The 16,673-nt window shown below is 58.4% G+C and carries 11 protein-coding genes; 8 read left to right on the plus strand and 3 right to left on the minus strand.

All coding sequences use genetic code 11. From position 1 onward, the window contains the following. The first annotated feature begins 65 nt into the window (after nt 1-65). From PREDE_RS13175 to PREDE_RS13190, 4 genes are all read left to right on the plus strand, one after another. Nucleotides 66-2,543, plus strand: coding sequence for a bifunctional UDP-N-acetylmuramoyl-tripeptide:D-alanyl-D-alanine ligase/alanine racemase (locus PREDE_RS13175; protein ID WP_005846073.1), 2,478 nt, complete (start codon nt 66-68; stop codon nt 2,541-2,543). 502 nt (nt 2,544-3,045) lie between these two features. Continuing rightward, complete coding sequence (locus tag PREDE_RS13180) at nt 3,046-4,425, plus strand: PTS galactitol transporter subunit IIC (protein ID WP_005846077.1); 1,380 nt, start codon at nt 3,046-3,048, stop codon at nt 4,423-4,425. 87 nt (nt 4,426-4,512) lie between these two features. Next, nucleotides 4,513-5,484: a 5-dehydro-4-deoxy-D-glucuronate isomerase gene (gene kduI / locus PREDE_RS13185; protein WP_005846079.1), complete on the plus strand. Its 972-nt coding sequence runs from the start codon at nt 4,513-4,515 to the stop codon at nt 5,482-5,484. 26 nt (nt 5,485-5,510) lie between these two features. Continuing rightward, nucleotides 5,511-6,980 carry an MFS transporter gene (locus PREDE_RS13190; RefSeq protein WP_005846081.1) on the plus strand — a complete coding sequence of 490 codons (1,470 nt, stop codon included), beginning with the start codon at nt 5,511-5,513 and terminating at the stop codon, nt 6,978-6,980. 27 nt (nt 6,981-7,007) lie between these two features. Here the strand turns inward: PREDE_RS13190 and PREDE_RS13195 are convergent, their stop codons facing one another. From PREDE_RS13195 to PREDE_RS13205, 3 genes are all read right to left on the minus strand, one after another. Beyond that, nucleotides 7,008-9,071, minus strand: coding sequence for a TonB-dependent receptor (locus PREDE_RS13195; RefSeq protein ID WP_005846083.1), 2,064 nt, complete (start codon nt 9,069-9,071; stop codon nt 7,008-7,010). Between the two features lie 116 nt (nt 9,072-9,187). Beyond that, complete coding sequence (locus PREDE_RS13200) at nt 9,188-10,336, minus strand: hypothetical protein (protein ID WP_015310583.1); 1,149 nt, start codon at nt 10,334-10,336, stop codon at nt 9,188-9,190. Nucleotides 10,337-10,407: 71 nt separating this feature from the next. Continuing rightward, on the minus strand, nt 10,408-11,145 hold the full coding sequence (locus PREDE_RS13205; RefSeq protein ID WP_005846087.1) for a nitroreductase family protein: 738 nt from the start codon (nt 11,143-11,145) through the stop codon (nt 10,408-10,410). A gap of 148 nt (nt 11,146-11,293) precedes the next feature. Between PREDE_RS13205 and PREDE_RS13210 the strand changes: the two genes are divergently transcribed. The 4 genes from PREDE_RS13210 to PREDE_RS13225 all read left to right on the plus strand — a co-directional run bounded on the left by PREDE_RS13210 (nt 11,294) and on the right by PREDE_RS13225 (nt 16,510). Next, a complete protein-coding gene (locus PREDE_RS13210) occupies nt 11,294-13,873 on the plus strand; it encodes an adenosylcobalamin-dependent ribonucleoside-diphosphate reductase (protein ID WP_005846089.1) in 2,580 nt (859 codons plus the stop codon). Beyond that, on the plus strand, nt 13,873-14,262 hold the full coding sequence (gene folB, locus PREDE_RS13215; protein WP_027951998.1) for a dihydroneopterin aldolase: 390 nt from the start codon (nt 13,873-13,875) through the stop codon (nt 14,260-14,262). The genes PREDE_RS13210 and folB overlap by 1 nt, the downstream gene beginning before the upstream one ends. An 85-nt stretch (nt 14,263-14,347) precedes the next feature. Beyond that, nucleotides 14,348-15,571, plus strand: coding sequence for an N-acetylmuramoyl-L-alanine amidase (locus tag PREDE_RS13220; protein WP_005846093.1), 1,224 nt, complete (start codon nt 14,348-14,350; stop codon nt 15,569-15,571). 15 nt (nt 15,572-15,586) lie between these two features. After that, entirely contained in the window at nt 15,587-16,510 is a 924-nt protein-coding gene (locus tag PREDE_RS13225) for an MlaD family protein (RefSeq protein WP_005846095.1), read from the plus strand. The last annotated feature ends 163 nt before the right edge of the window (nt 16,511-16,673 follow it).

Consider the following 16,673-nt stretch of genomic DNA (forward strand, 5'->3'; position numbering starts at 1 on the left):
GCGTTTTTACTTTCCGTTTTACCCGCTTTTTATTATCTTTGCACCGAAGTAAAAACGTGATCATCATGACTTACACCATTGAAAAAGTAACCACACTCATCGGAGCACGCCGTTATGGCGACCGCGATGCCAACGTGGGCTTCCTGCTTACCGACAGCCGTTCGCTCTGCTTTCCCGAGGAGACGCTGTTCTTCGCCCTGAAGTCGCAGCGCAACGACGGTCACAATTACATCCCCGAACTCTACCGACGCGGTGTCCGCAACTTCGTCGTGGCCGATGTTCCGGCCGGTTATGCCGTGGACTATCCCGAAGCCAACTTCCTGCGGGTGGTCAACACACTGGAGGCCTTGCAGCGGTTGGCCGAGCGCCACCGCGACGAGTTCAACATCCCCATTGTGGGCATCACGGGCTCCAACGGCAAGACCATGGTCAAGGAGTGGCTCTACCAGCTGTTCTCGCCGGGGCTTCATGTGACGCGCAGCCCGCGCAGTTACAACTCCCAAATAGGCGTGCCCCTGTCTGTTTGGCTCATGGATGAGCAGACGCAGGTGGGAATTTTCGAGGCCGGAATCAGCGAGCCCGGCGAGATGTTGGCCCTGCGCGACATCATCCAACCCACCATTGCCGTGCTCACAAACCTGGGTGCAGCCCATCAGGAAAACTTCGATTCGATGGAGGACAAGTGCCGCGAGAAGCTGATGCTCTTCCATGATGCCGAGACTGTGGTGTATCACGCCGACGACGAAAACGTGGCCCGCGTGGTGGCCGAATTCCGCAGCAAGGGCGAGCGTCTCTGCTGGTCCACGCAGGATCGGCGGGCTCCGCTGTTCGTCAAGTCGGTGGCGAAAGGGGAGGGCAGCACCACCGTCACCTATATATATAAAGGTGGGGCGGAGGCCAGTTACAGCATTCCTTTCATCGACGACGCCTCCATCGTGAACTCCATCGTGTGCGCCGCCGTGGCCCTGCACCTGGGACTGGACGCCCGGCAGCTCGCCGAGCGCATGCCGCAACTGGAACCTGTGGCCATGCGTCTGGAGGTAAAGGAGGGCCGCCATGGCTGCACGCTCATCAACGATTCCTATAATTCAGACATCAACTCGCTCGACATCGCCCTCGACTTCATGAACCGGCGACCCGACCACAAGGGCCGTCGGCGCACGCTCATCCTGAGCGACATCTTCCAGAGCGGCGACGAGCCCGAACGGCTCTACAAGGAAGTGAGCGACCTGGCCCGCAAGCGCGGCGTGGTGAAGTTCATCGGCATAGGCCCTGTGCTCTCCGCCCATGCCGACGAGATACAGCTTTCCGAGAAATTCTTCTTCTCCACCGTGGAGTCGTTCATCCGCAGCGAGGTGTTCAGGAGCCTGCGCGACGAGGTGATTCTGCTCAAGGGCGCACGCCAGTTCGGCTTCGACCGCATCACCGAGCTCCTTGTGCAAAAGGTGCACGAGACCGTGCTCGAGGTGAATCTCAACGCTGTGGTGAAGAACCTGAACCACTACCGCTCCTTCATGCACCCCGAAACCAAACTCGTGTGCATGATTAAAGCCGACGCCTACGGGGCCGGAAGCATCGAGATTGCCAAGACCCTGCAGGATCATCGCGTGGACTATCTGGCCGTGGCCGTGGCCGACGAGGGAGCCATGCTGCGGGGCAACGGCATCACGAGCAACATCATGATTATGAACCCCGAGCTCTCGGCTTTCAAGACCATGTTCGACTACGACCTGGAGCCCGAGGTCTACTCTTTCCGCCTGCTCGATGCCCTGATACGCGCCGCCGAAAAAGAAGGCATCACCGGCTACCCCGTACACGTCAAGCTCGACACGGGCATGCACCGGCTGGGCTTCGATCCCGAGCACGACATGGACGAGCTCATCGGCCGTCTGCACCGCCAGAACGCCATCATCCCGCGGTCGGTCTTCTCCCATTTCGTGGGGGCCGACAGCGACGGTTTCGACGAGTTCTCGGCCCGTCAGTTCCAGCTTTTCGACAAGGCCAGCCGGCGGCTGCAGGCCGCTTTCGACCACAAGATACTGCGGCACATCGACAATTCGGCCGGCATCGAGCACTTTCCCGAACGCCAGCTCGACATGTGCCGCCTGGGATTGGGCCTCTATGGCATCGACAGCCGCGACAACAGCATCATCAACAACGTGTCTACACTGAAGACCACCATCCTGCAACTGCGCGAGGTCAAGGCGGGCGACACCGTGGGCTACAGCCGCAAGGGTGCCATTGCCCGCGACAGTCTCATCGCGGCCATCCCCATAGGCTATGCCGACGGACTGAACCGACACTTGGGCAACCGCCGCGGTTACTGCCTGGTGAACGGGCAGCGGGCCGAATACGTGGGCAACATCTGCATGGACGTGGCCATGATCGACGTGACCGGCATTGCCTGTCAGGAGGGCGACAGCGTGGAAATCTTCGGCGACCATCTGCCTGTCACCGAGCTGAGCACCGCCCTCGACACCATCCCCTACGAAGTGCTCACTGGCATCAGCAACCGTGTCAAGCGCGTCTACTTCCAGGATTGACGGGGTGGGGCGGCGGCCCATTTGTTGCCGCCGCCCCCTCGCGCCACTGCGAAGCCGCCGTTCCGTCTCTTCGATTCCGAAGCCTTGCTCTCTCGATTCCATGGTCTTGCTCCATTGATTCCAAAGCCTTGCTTCTGTCAATCTGTTGTTCAGGCTTGGCGATGAGGCCGTTATCGTGCTGCGATTGCGCCGTTTTCGCATTGCGATTACACTGTTGTCGCGATGCGTTTTCACCGTATTGGTTCTGCGAAACCACCGTTTTCGCCAGGCGAATAGTGCGGCGGCGTTCTCGCTTCGGCATCCGGCTGCATGGCGGCCGGCCGGCGGTCGTGTGTCCATGGCGCGTAGAAGTGCCCGCCCGCCCGGGCCCGTGTCGGGGCGGCGGCCCGTTGGCGGCAAAGTGTCAAAACATGCAATTATTTGGCGTTTCCCTGCGCCGAACCAATTATTTTTAGTAAATTTGCGCCAAGTTGTTGCTAAAACAATCTATCAAAAAAGAATTATGGAAAATGTATTTAGCTATATCATCAGCTTGGGAGCAAGCGTGATGATGCCTATTATCTTCACCATCATTGGGCTGTGCATAGGCATGAACTTCGGTAAGGCGTTGAGATCGGGCCTCTATGTGGGCGTCGGTTTCGTGGGACTGGGCATTGTGACAGCCCTGCTCACCACCAACTTCAGCGACCCGCTGACGCTGATCTCGCAAATCTACCACCTGCAACTCAACGTGTTCGACATGGGATGGCCGGCCGCCGCCGCCGTGGCCTACAACACGGCAGTGGGTGCACTCATCATCCCCATCTGCCTGGGCGTGAACGTGCTGATGCTGCTCACCAAGACTACGCGCACGGTAAACATCGACTTGTGGAACTACTGGCACTTCGCCTTCATCGGCGCCGTGGTCTATTTCGTGTTCGGCGAGAATCTGGTGTGGGGCTATTTTGCCGCCATCGTGTGCTACATGTTCACGCTGGTAGTGGCCGACCTCACGGCCTCCAAGTTCCAACGCTTCTACGAGGGCATGGACGGCATTTCCGTGCCGCAGCCTTTCTGCCAGAGCTTTGTGCCCTTCACGCTCTGCATCAACTGGGTGCTCGAGCGCATTCCCGGCTTCAACCGTCTCGACATCGACGCCGAGGGGCTCAAGAAGAAGTTCGGCGTGCTGGGCGAACCGCTCGTGCTGGGTGTCATCGTGGGCGCACTGATTGGCCTCGTGGCCCAGCTCGACGTGAAGAAGACGCTCTTTCTCGGTGTGACGATGGGTGCCGTGATGGAACTCATTCCCCGCATCACCAAGCTGTTTATCGACGGTCTGATGCCCATCTCGGAGAAGACCAAGGAGCTGGTGGACAAGCGCTTTCATGGCAAAAAGGTGTATATCGGCATGAGTCCGGCCCTGGTCATCGGCCATCCCACCACGCTGGTGTGCACGCTGCTGCTCATTCCCACCTATCTGGTCATCGCCGTGGTGCTGCCCGGCAACCAGTTCCTGCCCCTGGCTTCGCTGGCCGGCCTGTTCTATCTGTTCCCGCTGATGCTGCCCTATACCAAGGGCAACGTGGTGCGCACCTACCTTGTCGGCCTGGTGGCGTTGCTGCTGGGGCTGTGGTTTGTCACCATCATGGCGCCCGACTTCACCCAGGCTGCCGCCACCGTGTTCCGTGAGACGGGCGACAAGGCCGCGCAGGTGCCCGAGGGTTTCGAGGCCGGCAGCATGGACTTTGCCAGCTCGCTCTACGGCTTTGTCATCTACGCCGCCTGCAAGTGGGGGGCCTACATCGGCGCCGGCGCCCTGCTGCTGGCCACGCTGGGCATGATGCTCTGGAACCGTCGGCTCATCCTCAGGGATGAGAAACTGCAGGCCGAAAAGGCCCTCTAAGGCCTACCGACATGGCGATACTATAGAAACGAAAAGACCATACAACCATGGGGAGGCCCCGCGGGCCTCCCTTTAACCGAACGAACAATGAAGAAAACATTCATGACAATCGCACTGTGCCTCGTCGGCGGAATGGCCATGGCACAGCAATGCTGCAACAAGGGTTACGAGGTGAAGGCCGAAAACGCCTACACCCACTACAATGTGCGCTGGGCTACAGGCCCCGACGACGCTAAGCATTACACCACCGACCGACTGCGCAAGGAGTATCTCATCGAGAAAGTGTTTGCTCCCGGCGAGGTGAACTGGACCTACACGTTCTACGACCGCTTCCTCATCGGCGGTGCAGAGCCCACGGCAGCTCCGCTGAAACTCACCTCCATCGCCCCGCTCTATGTGGACGAGAGCAAGGGCACGAACGGCCGCAACCTGCTCGACAACCGCGAGCTGGGTATCATTAACATTGGCGGAGAGGGCACGGTGACGGTGGACGGCAAGAGCTATACGCTCGGTTTTCAGGAGGCGCTCTACGTGGGCCGCGGGGCCAAGGACATCGTGGTGGCCAGCAAGAATGCCGCCGAACCGGCCAAGTTCTACCTGAATTCGGCCTGCGCCCACGCCACTTACCCCACCAGGAAAGTGACGCTGAAAGAGGCCAACAACATCAAGGCCGGCAGCCTGAAAGAGAGCAATGACCGCGTGATTCACCAGATGATTATCGACGGCGTGGCCGGCGTGCACACCTGTCAGCTCCAGATGGGCATCACCGAACTCAAGGAGGGCAGCGTGTGGAACACCATGCCCGCCCACACGCATACCCGCCGCATGGAGGCCTATATGTACTACAGGGTGCCCCAGGGCCAGAAAATTCTGCACGTGATGGGCGAGCCGCAGGAGACGCGCCCCATCTGGATGAACAACGAGCAGGCCGTCATCTCCCCGCAGTGGAGCGTGCACTGCGCCGCCGGCACCAGCAACTACACCTTCATCTGGGGCATGGCCGGAGAAAATCTGGTCTATACCGACATGCAGGTTGTCGGCATTCCCAACCTCGAATAAACTTCAAACACTGAAGAATAAAAACTATGTCTACGATTCAAACCAACAAAATGTCGAACTTCCGCTGGGTGATTTGTGCCCTGCTTTTTCTGGCCACGACGGTCAATTACATGGACCGTCAGGTGCTCTCGCTGACGTGGAAGGATTTCATTTCGCCCGAATTTCACTGGACCGACAACGACTATGGCACCATCACGGGCCTCTTTTCCATCTTCTATGCCATGACCAACCTCTTTGCAGGAAAGTTCATCGACTGGATGGGCACTAAGAAAGGCTATCTCATTGCCATCTTCGTGTGGTCCACGGGAGCCGTGATGCACGCCGGCTGCGGCTGGGTGGCCATGCAGATTGAGGGCTACGGTTCTATCGAAGCCCTGCGTATGGTGCAGGCGGGCAGCGACGCGGCGGTGGCCATTGCCACGGTGAGTGTGTATCTGTTTCTGGCCTGCCGGCTCATCCTCGCTGCCGGCGAGGCCGGCAACTTCCCGGCTGCCATCAAGGTGACGGCCGAGTATTTTCCCAAGAAAGACCGCGCCTTCTCCACCTCCATCTTCAACAGCGGCGCCTCCATCGGGGCCTTGGCCGCCCCGGCCACCATCCCCCTGCTGGCCCGTGCGCTGGGCTGGGAGTGGGCCTTTGTCATCATCGGCGTGCTGGGCTATGTGTGGATGGGCCTCTGGATCTGGCTCTACGACAAGCCCGCCAAGAGCAAACACGTGAATGCGGCCGAGCTGCTCTACATCAATCAGGACAGCGACGACGAGGCCGCGCCGCTTGACACACCGGCGGCCGACGCCCCCGAGGCCGAAGAAAAGGTCATTGGTTTCTGGCGTTGCTTCACGTTCCGGCAGACCTGGTCGTTCATTATGGGCAAGCTGCTCACCGATGGCGTGTGGTGGTTCTTCCTGTTCTGGGCCCCCGCCTACTTCTCCGACCAGTATGGCTACACGTCAGACTCGACCATGGGCATCCTGCTTATCTTCACGCTCTATGCCATCGTGACGGTGCTGAGCATCGGTGGAGGCTACCTGCCCACCTACTTCGTCGACAAGAAAGGCATGAATCCCTACATCGGCCGCATGCGGGCCATGCTCATCTTTGCGTGCTTCCCCGTGCTGGGTTTGCTGGCCCAACCCATGGGCACCTTGAGTCCTTGGTGGCCCGCCATCATCATCGGACTGCTGGGAGCCGGGCATCAGGCCTGGTCGGCCAACCTCTATTCCACCATCGGCGACATGTTCCCCAAGTCGACCATAGCCACCATTACCGGCATCGGCGCCATGGCGGGCGGCCTGGGTTCGTTCCTCATCAACAAAGGTTCGGGCATGCTCTTCACCTATGCCGAGGGGCAGGGTGAGGCGTTCCGCTTCATGGGCTTCGACGGGAAGCCGGCCGGCTACATGATTATCTTCTGCATCTGTGCCGTGGCCTACCTCGTGGGCTGGGTGGTGATGAAGACACTTGTGCCGAAGTACAAGCCCATTGTGGTGGAATAAAACGGAAAGCGGGCCGGCACTTCGGGTCTACTTCAGGTTGTAGACCAGCGAGGTGCCGGCCATAAAGGGGCGACCTTGCTGCCCCATCTTCTGCACGGATACGAAGTAGTAGGCCATATACTTCGTGTCCGTGGTGTTTTTGGTCCACAGCTCCCAGGTGAAACGGCCCTTGGTCATGGCGGCTTTCAGGTTGAGCAGGGCGTAGAAAGGTTGCTTCATGGCATTGTCCTCGCGCCAGTAGATGGGGCCCGTGCCGGTGAGGTTGGCGTGGAAACTCAGCTTGTTGAGCCCGCGGAGGGGGTTCCACAGGGTGTAGCCGGCGTCGAGAGACAGGGTGTGGCGGGGTACCATGGGCAGCATGTTGCCCGTGTAGTCCTGGGTGCCCATGTTGCCGTTGAGCATCTGGGCGTAGGTGTAGCCGTAGTTGGCCTGTAGCAAGAGGCCCTTGGCGGGGTTGGCGTGGAGTGTCAGCTCGAAGCCCTTGCTGTTGCTGTGGCCCACGTTGCGCACCACGTTTCCCTTGCCGGGAAAGGTGATGGGGAGTTGCTGGTGCTTCCAGTCCACGTAGAAAAGGCTGGCCTCGACAGAGACACGGCCGCCCGGAAAAGCCAGTTTGGTGCCCAGCTCGTAGTTCCAGGTGTATTCAGGATCGTAGGAACGGTCGGCTTCGGTCTCGATGACACTGTTGAAGCCACCGGCCTTAAAGCCCCGGGCCACCGTGGCGTAGGCGATTTGCTCGGGGGCGAAGAGATAGTTCAGCGTGAACTTTGGCGTGAATTGCGACGAGTGGCTGTGCCCGCTGAAAGTACCGGTCTGCTTGTGGTCGGCGGTGTTGCCAAGGGGTGCCAGCCAGTTTTCGTTGTTTATTTTGGCGTCTTCGTAATCGTAACGCAGACCGACGGAAGCCGAAAGCCCCCGGTAGATGTCAAGGGTAGAGACATGGTATGCGGCAATGCCGCTGGTGGGCAGTCCGTTGACCAGCCCGAGAGTTTGCTTGCGCGCCACGTAGTCGATGAGCGTGGTGTAGTCCTCTTTCTGGTAGAAGCCGAAAGCTCCGGCAATCCATTGGTACCGCATGCCGCCCTTGGAGCGCAGCGTGAACTCTTGGCTCACCATGTTCTGGTGGAGTGGCATGACGGCATAAAGTTGGTTTTGATTGGTATAGTCTTGGTCTGTGGCCATCTTGTCATGGCTGTGCTGGAATGAGGTCTGGCTGCTGAAGCGTGCGCGTCGGCCCTCATATTGCCAGTTCATGCCTGTGCTGACGACCGTGCGTTTGTAGCCCGACTCGCGGTCGTAGCTCACCCGGCCCAGTGCCCCGGCCTTTTCGTCGTAGATGGCGTAGGGGTAGCCTTTCTGGACGGTGCGGTCAAAACTGAAGGTGTAGCGCATGAGCCAGTTCTGCGTGGGCTTCCAGGCCAGCCCCAGTCTGACGGTTCCGTTGTCGGTCTTGTTGGCTTTGCTGTTCAGGTAAATGTTGCGGATGTAGCCGTCGTTGTGGTGGTAATTGCCCGCTATGGACAGGCCGAGGCTGCGGCAGAGCTTGTTGTAGGTGGAGGCGGCCACCTGCAAGTCGTTGTAGGTTCCATAGGTTATTTTGGCCGTGGTGTTCTGGTAATCCAGCGGCGAGTGGGTGTAGATGTTGATGAGGCCGGCCGTGGAATTGCGGCCGAAGAGCGTGCCCTGGGGGCCGCGCAGCACCTCTATCTTGCTCACGCCGAAGAGGTCAATGTCGAGCACGGAGCGGTTGAAGCTGGGCATGCCGTCCACGTAGACGCCCACGCTGGGCGCGTTGATTTTGGAGCCGATGCCGCGGATGTAGATGGGAGAAGACTGTCGCGAGCCGTAGTCGGGCATGTAGAAGTTGGCCATCATCGAGCTCAGGTCGCGCAGATCCTGCAGTTCGTTGGCCTGGATGAACCGGCTGCCGATGGATGTCTGGGAAATGGGGGAGACGGATTCGCGGTCTTGCTTGAATCCGATGACGGACACTTCGTTAAGGTCTTCGCCGATTCTCACGGAGTCGGCAGTCTCTGCAAAGGCAGGTACGGCGAGACTTAGGCCGTACAAAAAAAGGAAAGGTCTCAGCATGATGGGTCTCAATCGAGTTCTTGTTACGCGCCTGCAAAGGTACGGTAACCCTCCGATTCATGCCATCCTAATTAATAATGATTGTTTAAAGGCCGGGCAGAGCCTGTGTCGCGGCTCTATTTCGCGGCTATGTCTTTATTGTAGCAGCGGTGCCGGCGGTGCTGTTCGGCATCCAGATACTGCCATTGGCTGAGCACGCCCGTGTTGGTTTCCATCTGCGGCATGGCTTCGGCCCACTTGAATCCGTAGCGTCGATACCAGTCGATGAGGTCGTTGAAGATGAGTGCATTGGCGCCCTTGGCCCGGTATTCGGGCAGTACACCGATGAGCAACAGGTCGACGGTGTCGGTCTTGTGCCACTTCAGGATGCGGAGCATGTGCCACCATCCAAGGGGCAGCAACCGGCCGTCACGGGTCTTTTGCAGGGCCCGCGAGAACGAAGGGAACGAGACACCGAACGCCACCATGCGGTCGTCGTGGTTGGCATCCACCACGCAGGTCACCAGATTCAGGTCGGCCAGCTTGATGTAATCGTTCACAAGTTTGACTATCTGCCGCTCGGAGAGCTGGGCAAACCCATACAAATCTTTATAGGTAAGGTTGAGAATGCGGAACAGTTCGTGGCCTTTGCCTCCGTGGATGAAGTCGTGTCGGTTGTACTTGCGCACCTGCAGGTTGTACCGTTTCTCGATGAACTCAGCTGTTTTGGCAAACTTGGGTGGTGTCACTTTCGGCACCTGGATGTGAAATTCCACCCAATCGTTCTCCTTGGCAAACCCCATTTGCTCCATGTGGCGGGGGTAGTAGTCGTAGTTGTAATTGATGTACATGGTGGAGAGACGGTCGAAACCCTCGACGAGCATGCCCTCGCGGTCCATGTCTTCAAAGCCTAGCGGGCCTCCGATTTCGGTCATGCCCTTGCTGGCTCCCCACTGTTCCACGGCCAGAATAAGGGCTTGTGACACCTCCATGTCGTCCACAAAGTCGAGCCATCCAAAGCGCACACGCCGGCGGCCCCACTGCTGATTGGCCCTGTGGCTGATGATGCCGGCCACGCGTCCAACCACCTTTCCCTCGCGCATGGCCAGGAAATACTTGGCCTCGCAGGAGTCGAACGCCGGATTCTTGTCCTTGCGCAGCGTGTTCATTTCCTCGCCGAAGAGGAACGGAACGGCATTGTTGCAGCCGCGGTACAGGTCGTAACGGAATTGGATAAAAGTCTTGAGTTGGGCGCGGGTCTCCACGCTTATGATGTCAACACTCATTGTTGATGTTGTTAATTGATGGTTATCCATGGGCAGCCACGGCTTTCCGATGGCGGCAGCCCGGCGGAGGGTTAAAGGAATCCCTGGCTTTTCAGTGCGTCCAGCATGCCTTGCGACATGGCTTCGTTGTCCTTGCGCGTGTAGCGGATGTCGGTAAACACTTGGGCCAAAGTCTCCTTTTGGTTGATTTCCACAAAGTGTTGGTTCTCGGGCAAGGCCTCTTTGGCCCCGTAGCAATCGTCGATACGCTGGGGCGTATAGTCCTTGTAGGTCTCTTCATGAACGATTGCACGCAGGGGCAGCCGGTCGCTTTGGGGAGGGGTTTCGTCGGGCCAACCTAAGGTGATGGTGGCCACGGGGAATACCAATCGCGGCAGTCTGAGGGTGTCGATAATGAGTTGCGGCATGTAGACGGTGGTGCCCAGGAAGCAGGTGCCCAGCCCTTCGACCTCGGCCAGATTGCAGAATGTCTGACAATATAATAAGGTGTCGGTGGCCGCATTCATGAAACTCAGGAAGTTGTCATAGCCTGGTTGTGCCTTGCGCTGCTCGGCCCAAAGCGACGTGCGTCGGAAGTCGGCGCAGAAAGTGAGCACTACCGGTGCCGCTGTTACCATGGGCTGGTTGAAGTGTGCCGGGGCCAACTTCTCTTTCATGGCCGCCTCACGGGTCACCACCACGCTGTAGAGCTGTAGGTTGCCCATCGTGGGCGTGTGGAGGGAAGCCTCAAGCAATTGGTTGAGCAAATCGTTGGAAACCTCTTGCTGGGTGTATTTTCTAATCGTTTTACGTTGTAGAACGCTTCTCATTTTGGTGAATTTTGTTGATGCAAAGTTAGCCAAAATATCCTAAACGGGGCAACTTTTCAGGCAAATATATCGGTAATGTTGTCCCGTTATCATAAAAGTTTTGTAGCTTTGCAACGCTAATTCATTAAAAATAAATACAGCAACATACATGAAGGAAGAACCAAAGACATATTCTTACGATGAGGCTTTCGAGGCCTCATTGAAGTATTTTGGAGGTGACGAGCTGGCTGCCCGGGTGTGGGTGAACAAATATGCCATGAAGGACAGCTTCGGCACAATCTACGAGAAGTCGCCTGAGGACATGCACTGGCGCATTGCTAACGAGATAGCGCGCATGGAAAAGAAGTACAAGAACCCCTTGGACGCGCAGCAAATATTCGATTTACTCGACCACTTCCGCTATGTCGTGCCGGCCGGAAGTCCCATGACCGGCATTGGCAACAACCATCAGGTGGCCTCGTTGAGCAACTGTTTCGTGATTGGTTTGGACGGTGATGCCGACAGCTATGGCGCCATCTTGAAGATAGACGAGGAGCAGGTGCAGCTCATGAAACGCCGTGGAGGTGTGGGCCACGACCTGAGCCACATCCGGCCGAAAGGCAGTCCGGTCAACAATTCGGCCCTCACATCGACGGGCCTGGTGCCGTTCATGGAGCGGTACAGCAACTCCACACGCGAGGTGGCGCAGGACGGACGGCGGGGCGCTCTCATGCTCTCGGTGAGCATCAAGCACCCGGATTCGGAGGCCTTTATCGATGCCAAGATGACCGAGGGCAAGGTGACGGGTGCCAATGTCAGCGTCAAAATAGACGATGCTTTCATGCAGGCCGTTGTCGAGGACAAGCCCTACGTGCAGCAATTTCCCATCGATGCAGCCTCCCCCAAGGTGCGCAAGGAGATCGCTGCCCGCCAGTTGTGGGATAAAATAGTGCACAATGCCTGGAAGAGCGCCGAGCCCGGCGTGCTCTTTTGGGACACCATTCTGCGCGAGAGCATCCCTGACTGCTATGCCGATCTCGGCTTCCGCACGGTGAGTACCAACCCTTGCGGAGAGATTCCCCTGTGTCCTTATGACAGCTGTCGGCTGCTCTGCCTCAACCTTTACAGCTATGTAGACAAGCCGTTCACCAGTGAGGCCACATTCGATTTCGCCAAGTTCGCCCGGCATGTACAGCTTGCACAGCGCATCATGGACGACATTGTAGACCTCGAAATGGAGAAAATAGACCTCATCATGGAGAAGATAAAGCTCGACCCGCAGAGCGATGAGGTGAAGCGTACAGAGTACCATCTTTGGGAGAAAATCAAGCGCAAGAGCGGCATGGGCCGCCGCACGGGCGTGGGCATCACGGCCGAGGGCGACATGGTTGCCGCCATGGGGCTGCGCTACGGCACGCAGGAGGCTACCGATTTTTCGGTGGAAGTGCACAAGAGTCTGGCCATCAATGCCTACCGTTCTTCGGTTACACTGGCCGAAGAACGCGGTGCTTTCGAGGTGTTCGATGCCGAACGTGAGAAAAACAACCCTTTCATCAACCGTCTGCGAGAGGCTGATCCCCAGCTCTACGACGACATGCTGAAGCATGGCCGCCGCAACATCGCCTGTCTTACCATTGCTCCTACCGGCACTACCTCGCTCATGACGCAGACCACCAGCGGCATCGAGCCGGTGTTCATGCCCGTTTACAAGCGCCGCCGCAAGGTGAACCCCGGCGACACCGACGTGCATGTCGACTTTGTAGACGAGGTTGGCGACTCTTTCGAGGAGTACATTGTCTACCACCAAAAGTTCCTCACCTGGATGCAGGTCAACGGCATTGATGCCACCAAGAAATACTCCCAGGACGAGATCGACCAGCTCGTGGCTCGCTCTCCTTATTATAAAGCCACTGCCAACGACGTGGATTGGCTGATGAAAGTACGTATGCAGGGTGCCATTCAGAAGTGGGTTGACCACAGCATTTCGGTCACCGTCAACCTGCCAAACCACGTAGACGAGGCCCTCGTCAACAAGCTCTACGTCGAAGCCTGGCGTTCCGGATGCAAGGGTTGCACCATTTATCGCGATGGCAGCCGCTCGGGCGTGATGATTGCAGTATCGAAGAAAGACAAGAAGAAAGAGAAAGAACACCAGGAGACTCCCGAGCCCATCACGGCCGCTTCGTTCACTCGTCCGCTCGTGCAGGAGACGCGCCCGAAGGAACTCGACTGCGATGTGGTGCGCTTTCAGAACAATAAAGAGAAGTGGGTGGCCTTTGTAGGGCTGCTCGATGGCTACCCTTATGAGATCTTCACGGGCCTGCAGGACGACGACGAAGGCATCGTGTTGCCCAAGACAGTAGTCAAGGGAAAGGTCATCAAACAGACCAATGAGGACGGCAGCCACCGCTACGACTTCCAGTTTGAAAACAAGAGAGGCTACAAGACCACCGTGGAAGGGCTGAGCGAGAAGTTCAATCCCGAGTACTGGAACTATGCTAAACTTATCTCCGGCGTACTGCGCTACCGCATGCCTATAGACCATGTTATCAAGCTGGTGAGCTCTCTTCAGCTCAAGGACGAGAGCATCAACACTTGGAAAAATGGCGTTGAACGTGCCCTGAAGAAGTATATCGTGGACGGCACCAAGGCCAACGGACAGAAGTGTCCGGTCTGTGGACAGGAGACGTTGGTCTATCAGGAGGGATGTCTCATCTGCACCAACTGCGGTGCCAGCCGCTGCGGATGATGCGTCTTCAACACAGTGCCATTCACCTGCGGGGCCTGCGCTTCCATGCCCGCCACGGTGTGGAGGCGCAGGAACGCCTCACGGGCAACGACTACGAAGTGGACCTTTGTCTCCACGTTGACGTGTCGCGGGCCATGGAAACCGACGATGTGGCCGACACCGTGAACTACGGCGAGGTCTATCGGATCACGGCCGCCGAGATGCAAGTGCCCTCCCGTCTGGTCGAGCATGTGGCGGCGCGCATCGGCCGCCGTCTCATGCACGCGTGGCCGTCCATTGCCCGTCTCGACATCAATCTGACCAAACTCAACCCGCCCATGGGGGCCGACTGCCGGGGAGCGGGCGTAGAATTACATTTAATAAATGATAAAACGGAAAGCCCTCTTTAGGTTTTCCCCCCGATTTTCACTAATTTTGCAAAACATTTGGCCCTTTCGGCGTATGCAGGGCCCATTTTAGAGTTGCGTAACTGATATGCTGAAAAAGGTATTTCCACTCCTTGCCCTCGTGGCTTTCACCCTTATGGCCCGTGCCGCCAGCCCTCGTTTCACGCTGGTTATCGATGCCGGCCACGGTGGCAACGACCATGGAGCGCCGGGTGCCTTTTCCAAGGAAAAAGACCTCACCCTCAAGTATGCGCTGGCCCTGGGCCAGATGGTCGAGGCCAATTGTCCCGACGTGCGTGTGGTCTACACCCGCAAGACCGATGTCTTCATCCCCCTGCACGAACGGGCCGGGATAGCCAACCGCAACAAGGCCGACCTCTTTATCTCCATCCACATCAACGCCCTCGACGGCATCCATACCGCCCACGGCTTCCAGAGCTACACGCTGGGGCGCGGCGAGCGCACGGGCGACAAGGGTCTGCGCGAGAATCTCGATGTGGCCAAACGCGAGAATTCCGTCATCTTTATGGAGAAAGACTACAAGACGGTTTACCGCGGCTTCGATGCCAGTTCGGCCGAGAGCGACATCATGTTCGAGTTCATTGCCGACAAAAACCGCGAGCGCAGCGTGGAGCTCTCGCGGCTGATGCAGCGCGAGGTGTGCCGTGCCACGGGCCGTCAGGACGGCGGTTCGCACCAGAACAACCTGGCCGTGCTGCGCCTCACCTCCATGCCCTCCGCACTGCTGGAGCTGGGTTTCATCTCCACTCCTGACGAAGAGGAGTTCCTCAACTCGGACGCCGCCCTGCCGCTCTACGCCAAGGGCATGTACAACGCTTTCATTCTCTACAAGAACAAGTACGACGACAACATCACTGTGCCCTATCGCAGCAGCGATGCCGACCGGTCGGGGCAGGTGGTCGACGTGCCCGCCGTGCTGCCCGCCCCGGCCCGCCAGGCTCCCTCCAGGCCGCAACCGGCCCCCACGAGCCCCCGCCCGGCCCCGGTGCGTGCGGCTGTGCCGGCGTCCAAGCCCGATGAAGCCCGTCCGGTTTTCAAGATACAGATACTCTCCTGCACCGCACACCTGGCTCCCGGCGACAAGCGTCTCAAGGGACTCGACGGCTGCGAGTGCTTCGAGGAGGGAGGCGTCCGCAAGTATACCTACGGTGCCAGCAACAATTATAACGAGATCTACCGCTTGCGCAAGCAGATACTCGAGAAGTTTCCCGAGTGTTTCATCATCGCCTTCAAGAACGGAAAGAAGATGGATGTGAACCAAGGCATCCGCGAGTTCAAGGCCAACCGGTAGCCAAAAGAGCAGATTATGAAGTTTTTTACCAAAGAAGTCAAGATTGCGATAGTCGCCATTGTCGGCATCGTTTTGCTGTTCTTCGGGCTCAATTTCCTGAAGGGCATGTCGCTGTTCTCCAACGACAGCTCCTATTTCATCAAGTTCCGCGACATCAGCGGCCTGTCGGCTTCCAACCCCATCTATGCCGACGGCTACCAAGTGGGCGTGGTCAAGGGCATCGACTACGACTACGAGGGCAACGGCGAGGTGGTGGTCCGCTTCGATGTGGACAACAACCTGCGCATCCCCCGCGGCTCCTCGGCCGAGATTGTGAGCGACCTCATGGGCAATGTCAAGATGAACCTGCTGCTGGCCAACAACCCGCGCGACCGCGTGGAGCCGGGCGACACGCTGGTGGGAGCCATCAACGGCGGCCTCATGGGCTCCATCGGCGCCCTGATGCCCACCGTGCAGCAGATGCTACCCAAGCTGGACAGCATACTGGCCAGCGTCAACGCGCTGCTGGCCGACCCCGCCCTGGCCCGGTCGCTGCACAATGTAGAGACCATCTCGGGCAACCTCACCACCACCACGCGCAGCCTCAACACCCTCATGGCCGGGCTCAATGCCCGCATGCCGGGCCTGATGAACAAGGCCGACGCGGCCCTGGCCAAGGCCGGGACAACGCTCGACAACACCTCGCGCCTGACGGAAAACCTGGCCGCCGTCGACGTGCAGGGCACCATGGCCAAGGTGGACCGGACGCTGGCCAACGTGCAGAGCATCACCGACCGTCTCAACAGCGGCGAGGGAACACTGGGTCTGCTCATGAACGACCCCGCCCTCTACAACAACCTCAACGCCACGATGCAGAGCGCCGACTCGTTGCTGGTCAACCTCAAGGCCCATCCGTCGCGCTACGTGCACTTCTCGCTCTTCGGGCGCAAGAACAGGTAAATGCCCAGGCGGGCACGCCGTGGACGGCCGCGCGGACGGGTGAAAGTTGTGTTTTTTTAACGTTTTGCCCAAGCCGTCCCTAATCTTCCCACACTAAGCAAGTTAGATGCCGAACGGCCTTTACGGGCTTTTCGGCATCATTTGTGTGGGCCGGAAAACTTTG

Origin of the sequence: Prevotella dentalis DSM 3688, assembly GCF_000242335.1 — a bacterium.
Lineage (GTDB): Bacteria > Bacteroidota > Bacteroidia > Bacteroidales > Bacteroidaceae > Prevotella > Prevotella seregens.

What these genes read in the sequence shown, in the direction of transcription:
- PREDE_RS13175 (WP_005846073.1), top strand. Translation starts at nt 66, where the DNA reads ATGACTTACACCATTGAAAAAGTAACCACACTCATCGGAGCACGCCGT.
- PREDE_RS13180 (WP_005846077.1), top strand. Translation starts at nt 3,046, where the DNA reads ATGGAAAATGTATTTAGCTATATCATCAGCTTGGGAGCAAGCGTGATG.
- kduI (WP_005846079.1), top strand. Translation starts at nt 4,513, where the DNA reads ATGAAGAAAACATTCATGACAATCGCACTGTGCCTCGTCGGCGGAATG.
- PREDE_RS13190 (WP_005846081.1), top strand. Translation starts at nt 5,511, where the DNA reads ATGTCTACGATTCAAACCAACAAAATGTCGAACTTCCGCTGGGTGATT.
- PREDE_RS13195 (WP_005846083.1), bottom strand. Translation starts at nt 9,071, where the DNA reads ATGCTGAGACCTTTCCTTTTTTTGTACGGCCTAAGTCTCGCCGTACCT.
- PREDE_RS13200 (WP_015310583.1), bottom strand. Translation starts at nt 10,336, where the DNA reads ATGAGTGTTGACATCATAAGCGTGGAGACCCGCGCCCAACTCAAGACT.
- PREDE_RS13205 (WP_005846087.1), bottom strand. Translation starts at nt 11,145, where the DNA reads ATGAGAAGCGTTCTACAACGTAAAACGATTAGAAAATACACCCAGCAA.
- PREDE_RS13210 (WP_005846089.1), top strand. Translation starts at nt 11,294, where the DNA reads ATGAAGGAAGAACCAAAGACATATTCTTACGATGAGGCTTTCGAGGCC.
- folB (WP_027951998.1), top strand. Translation starts at nt 13,873, where the DNA reads ATGCGTCTTCAACACAGTGCCATTCACCTGCGGGGCCTGCGCTTCCAT.
- PREDE_RS13220 (WP_005846093.1), top strand. Translation starts at nt 14,348, where the DNA reads ATGCTGAAAAAGGTATTTCCACTCCTTGCCCTCGTGGCTTTCACCCTT.
- PREDE_RS13225 (WP_005846095.1), top strand. Translation starts at nt 15,587, where the DNA reads ATGAAGTTTTTTACCAAAGAAGTCAAGATTGCGATAGTCGCCATTGTC.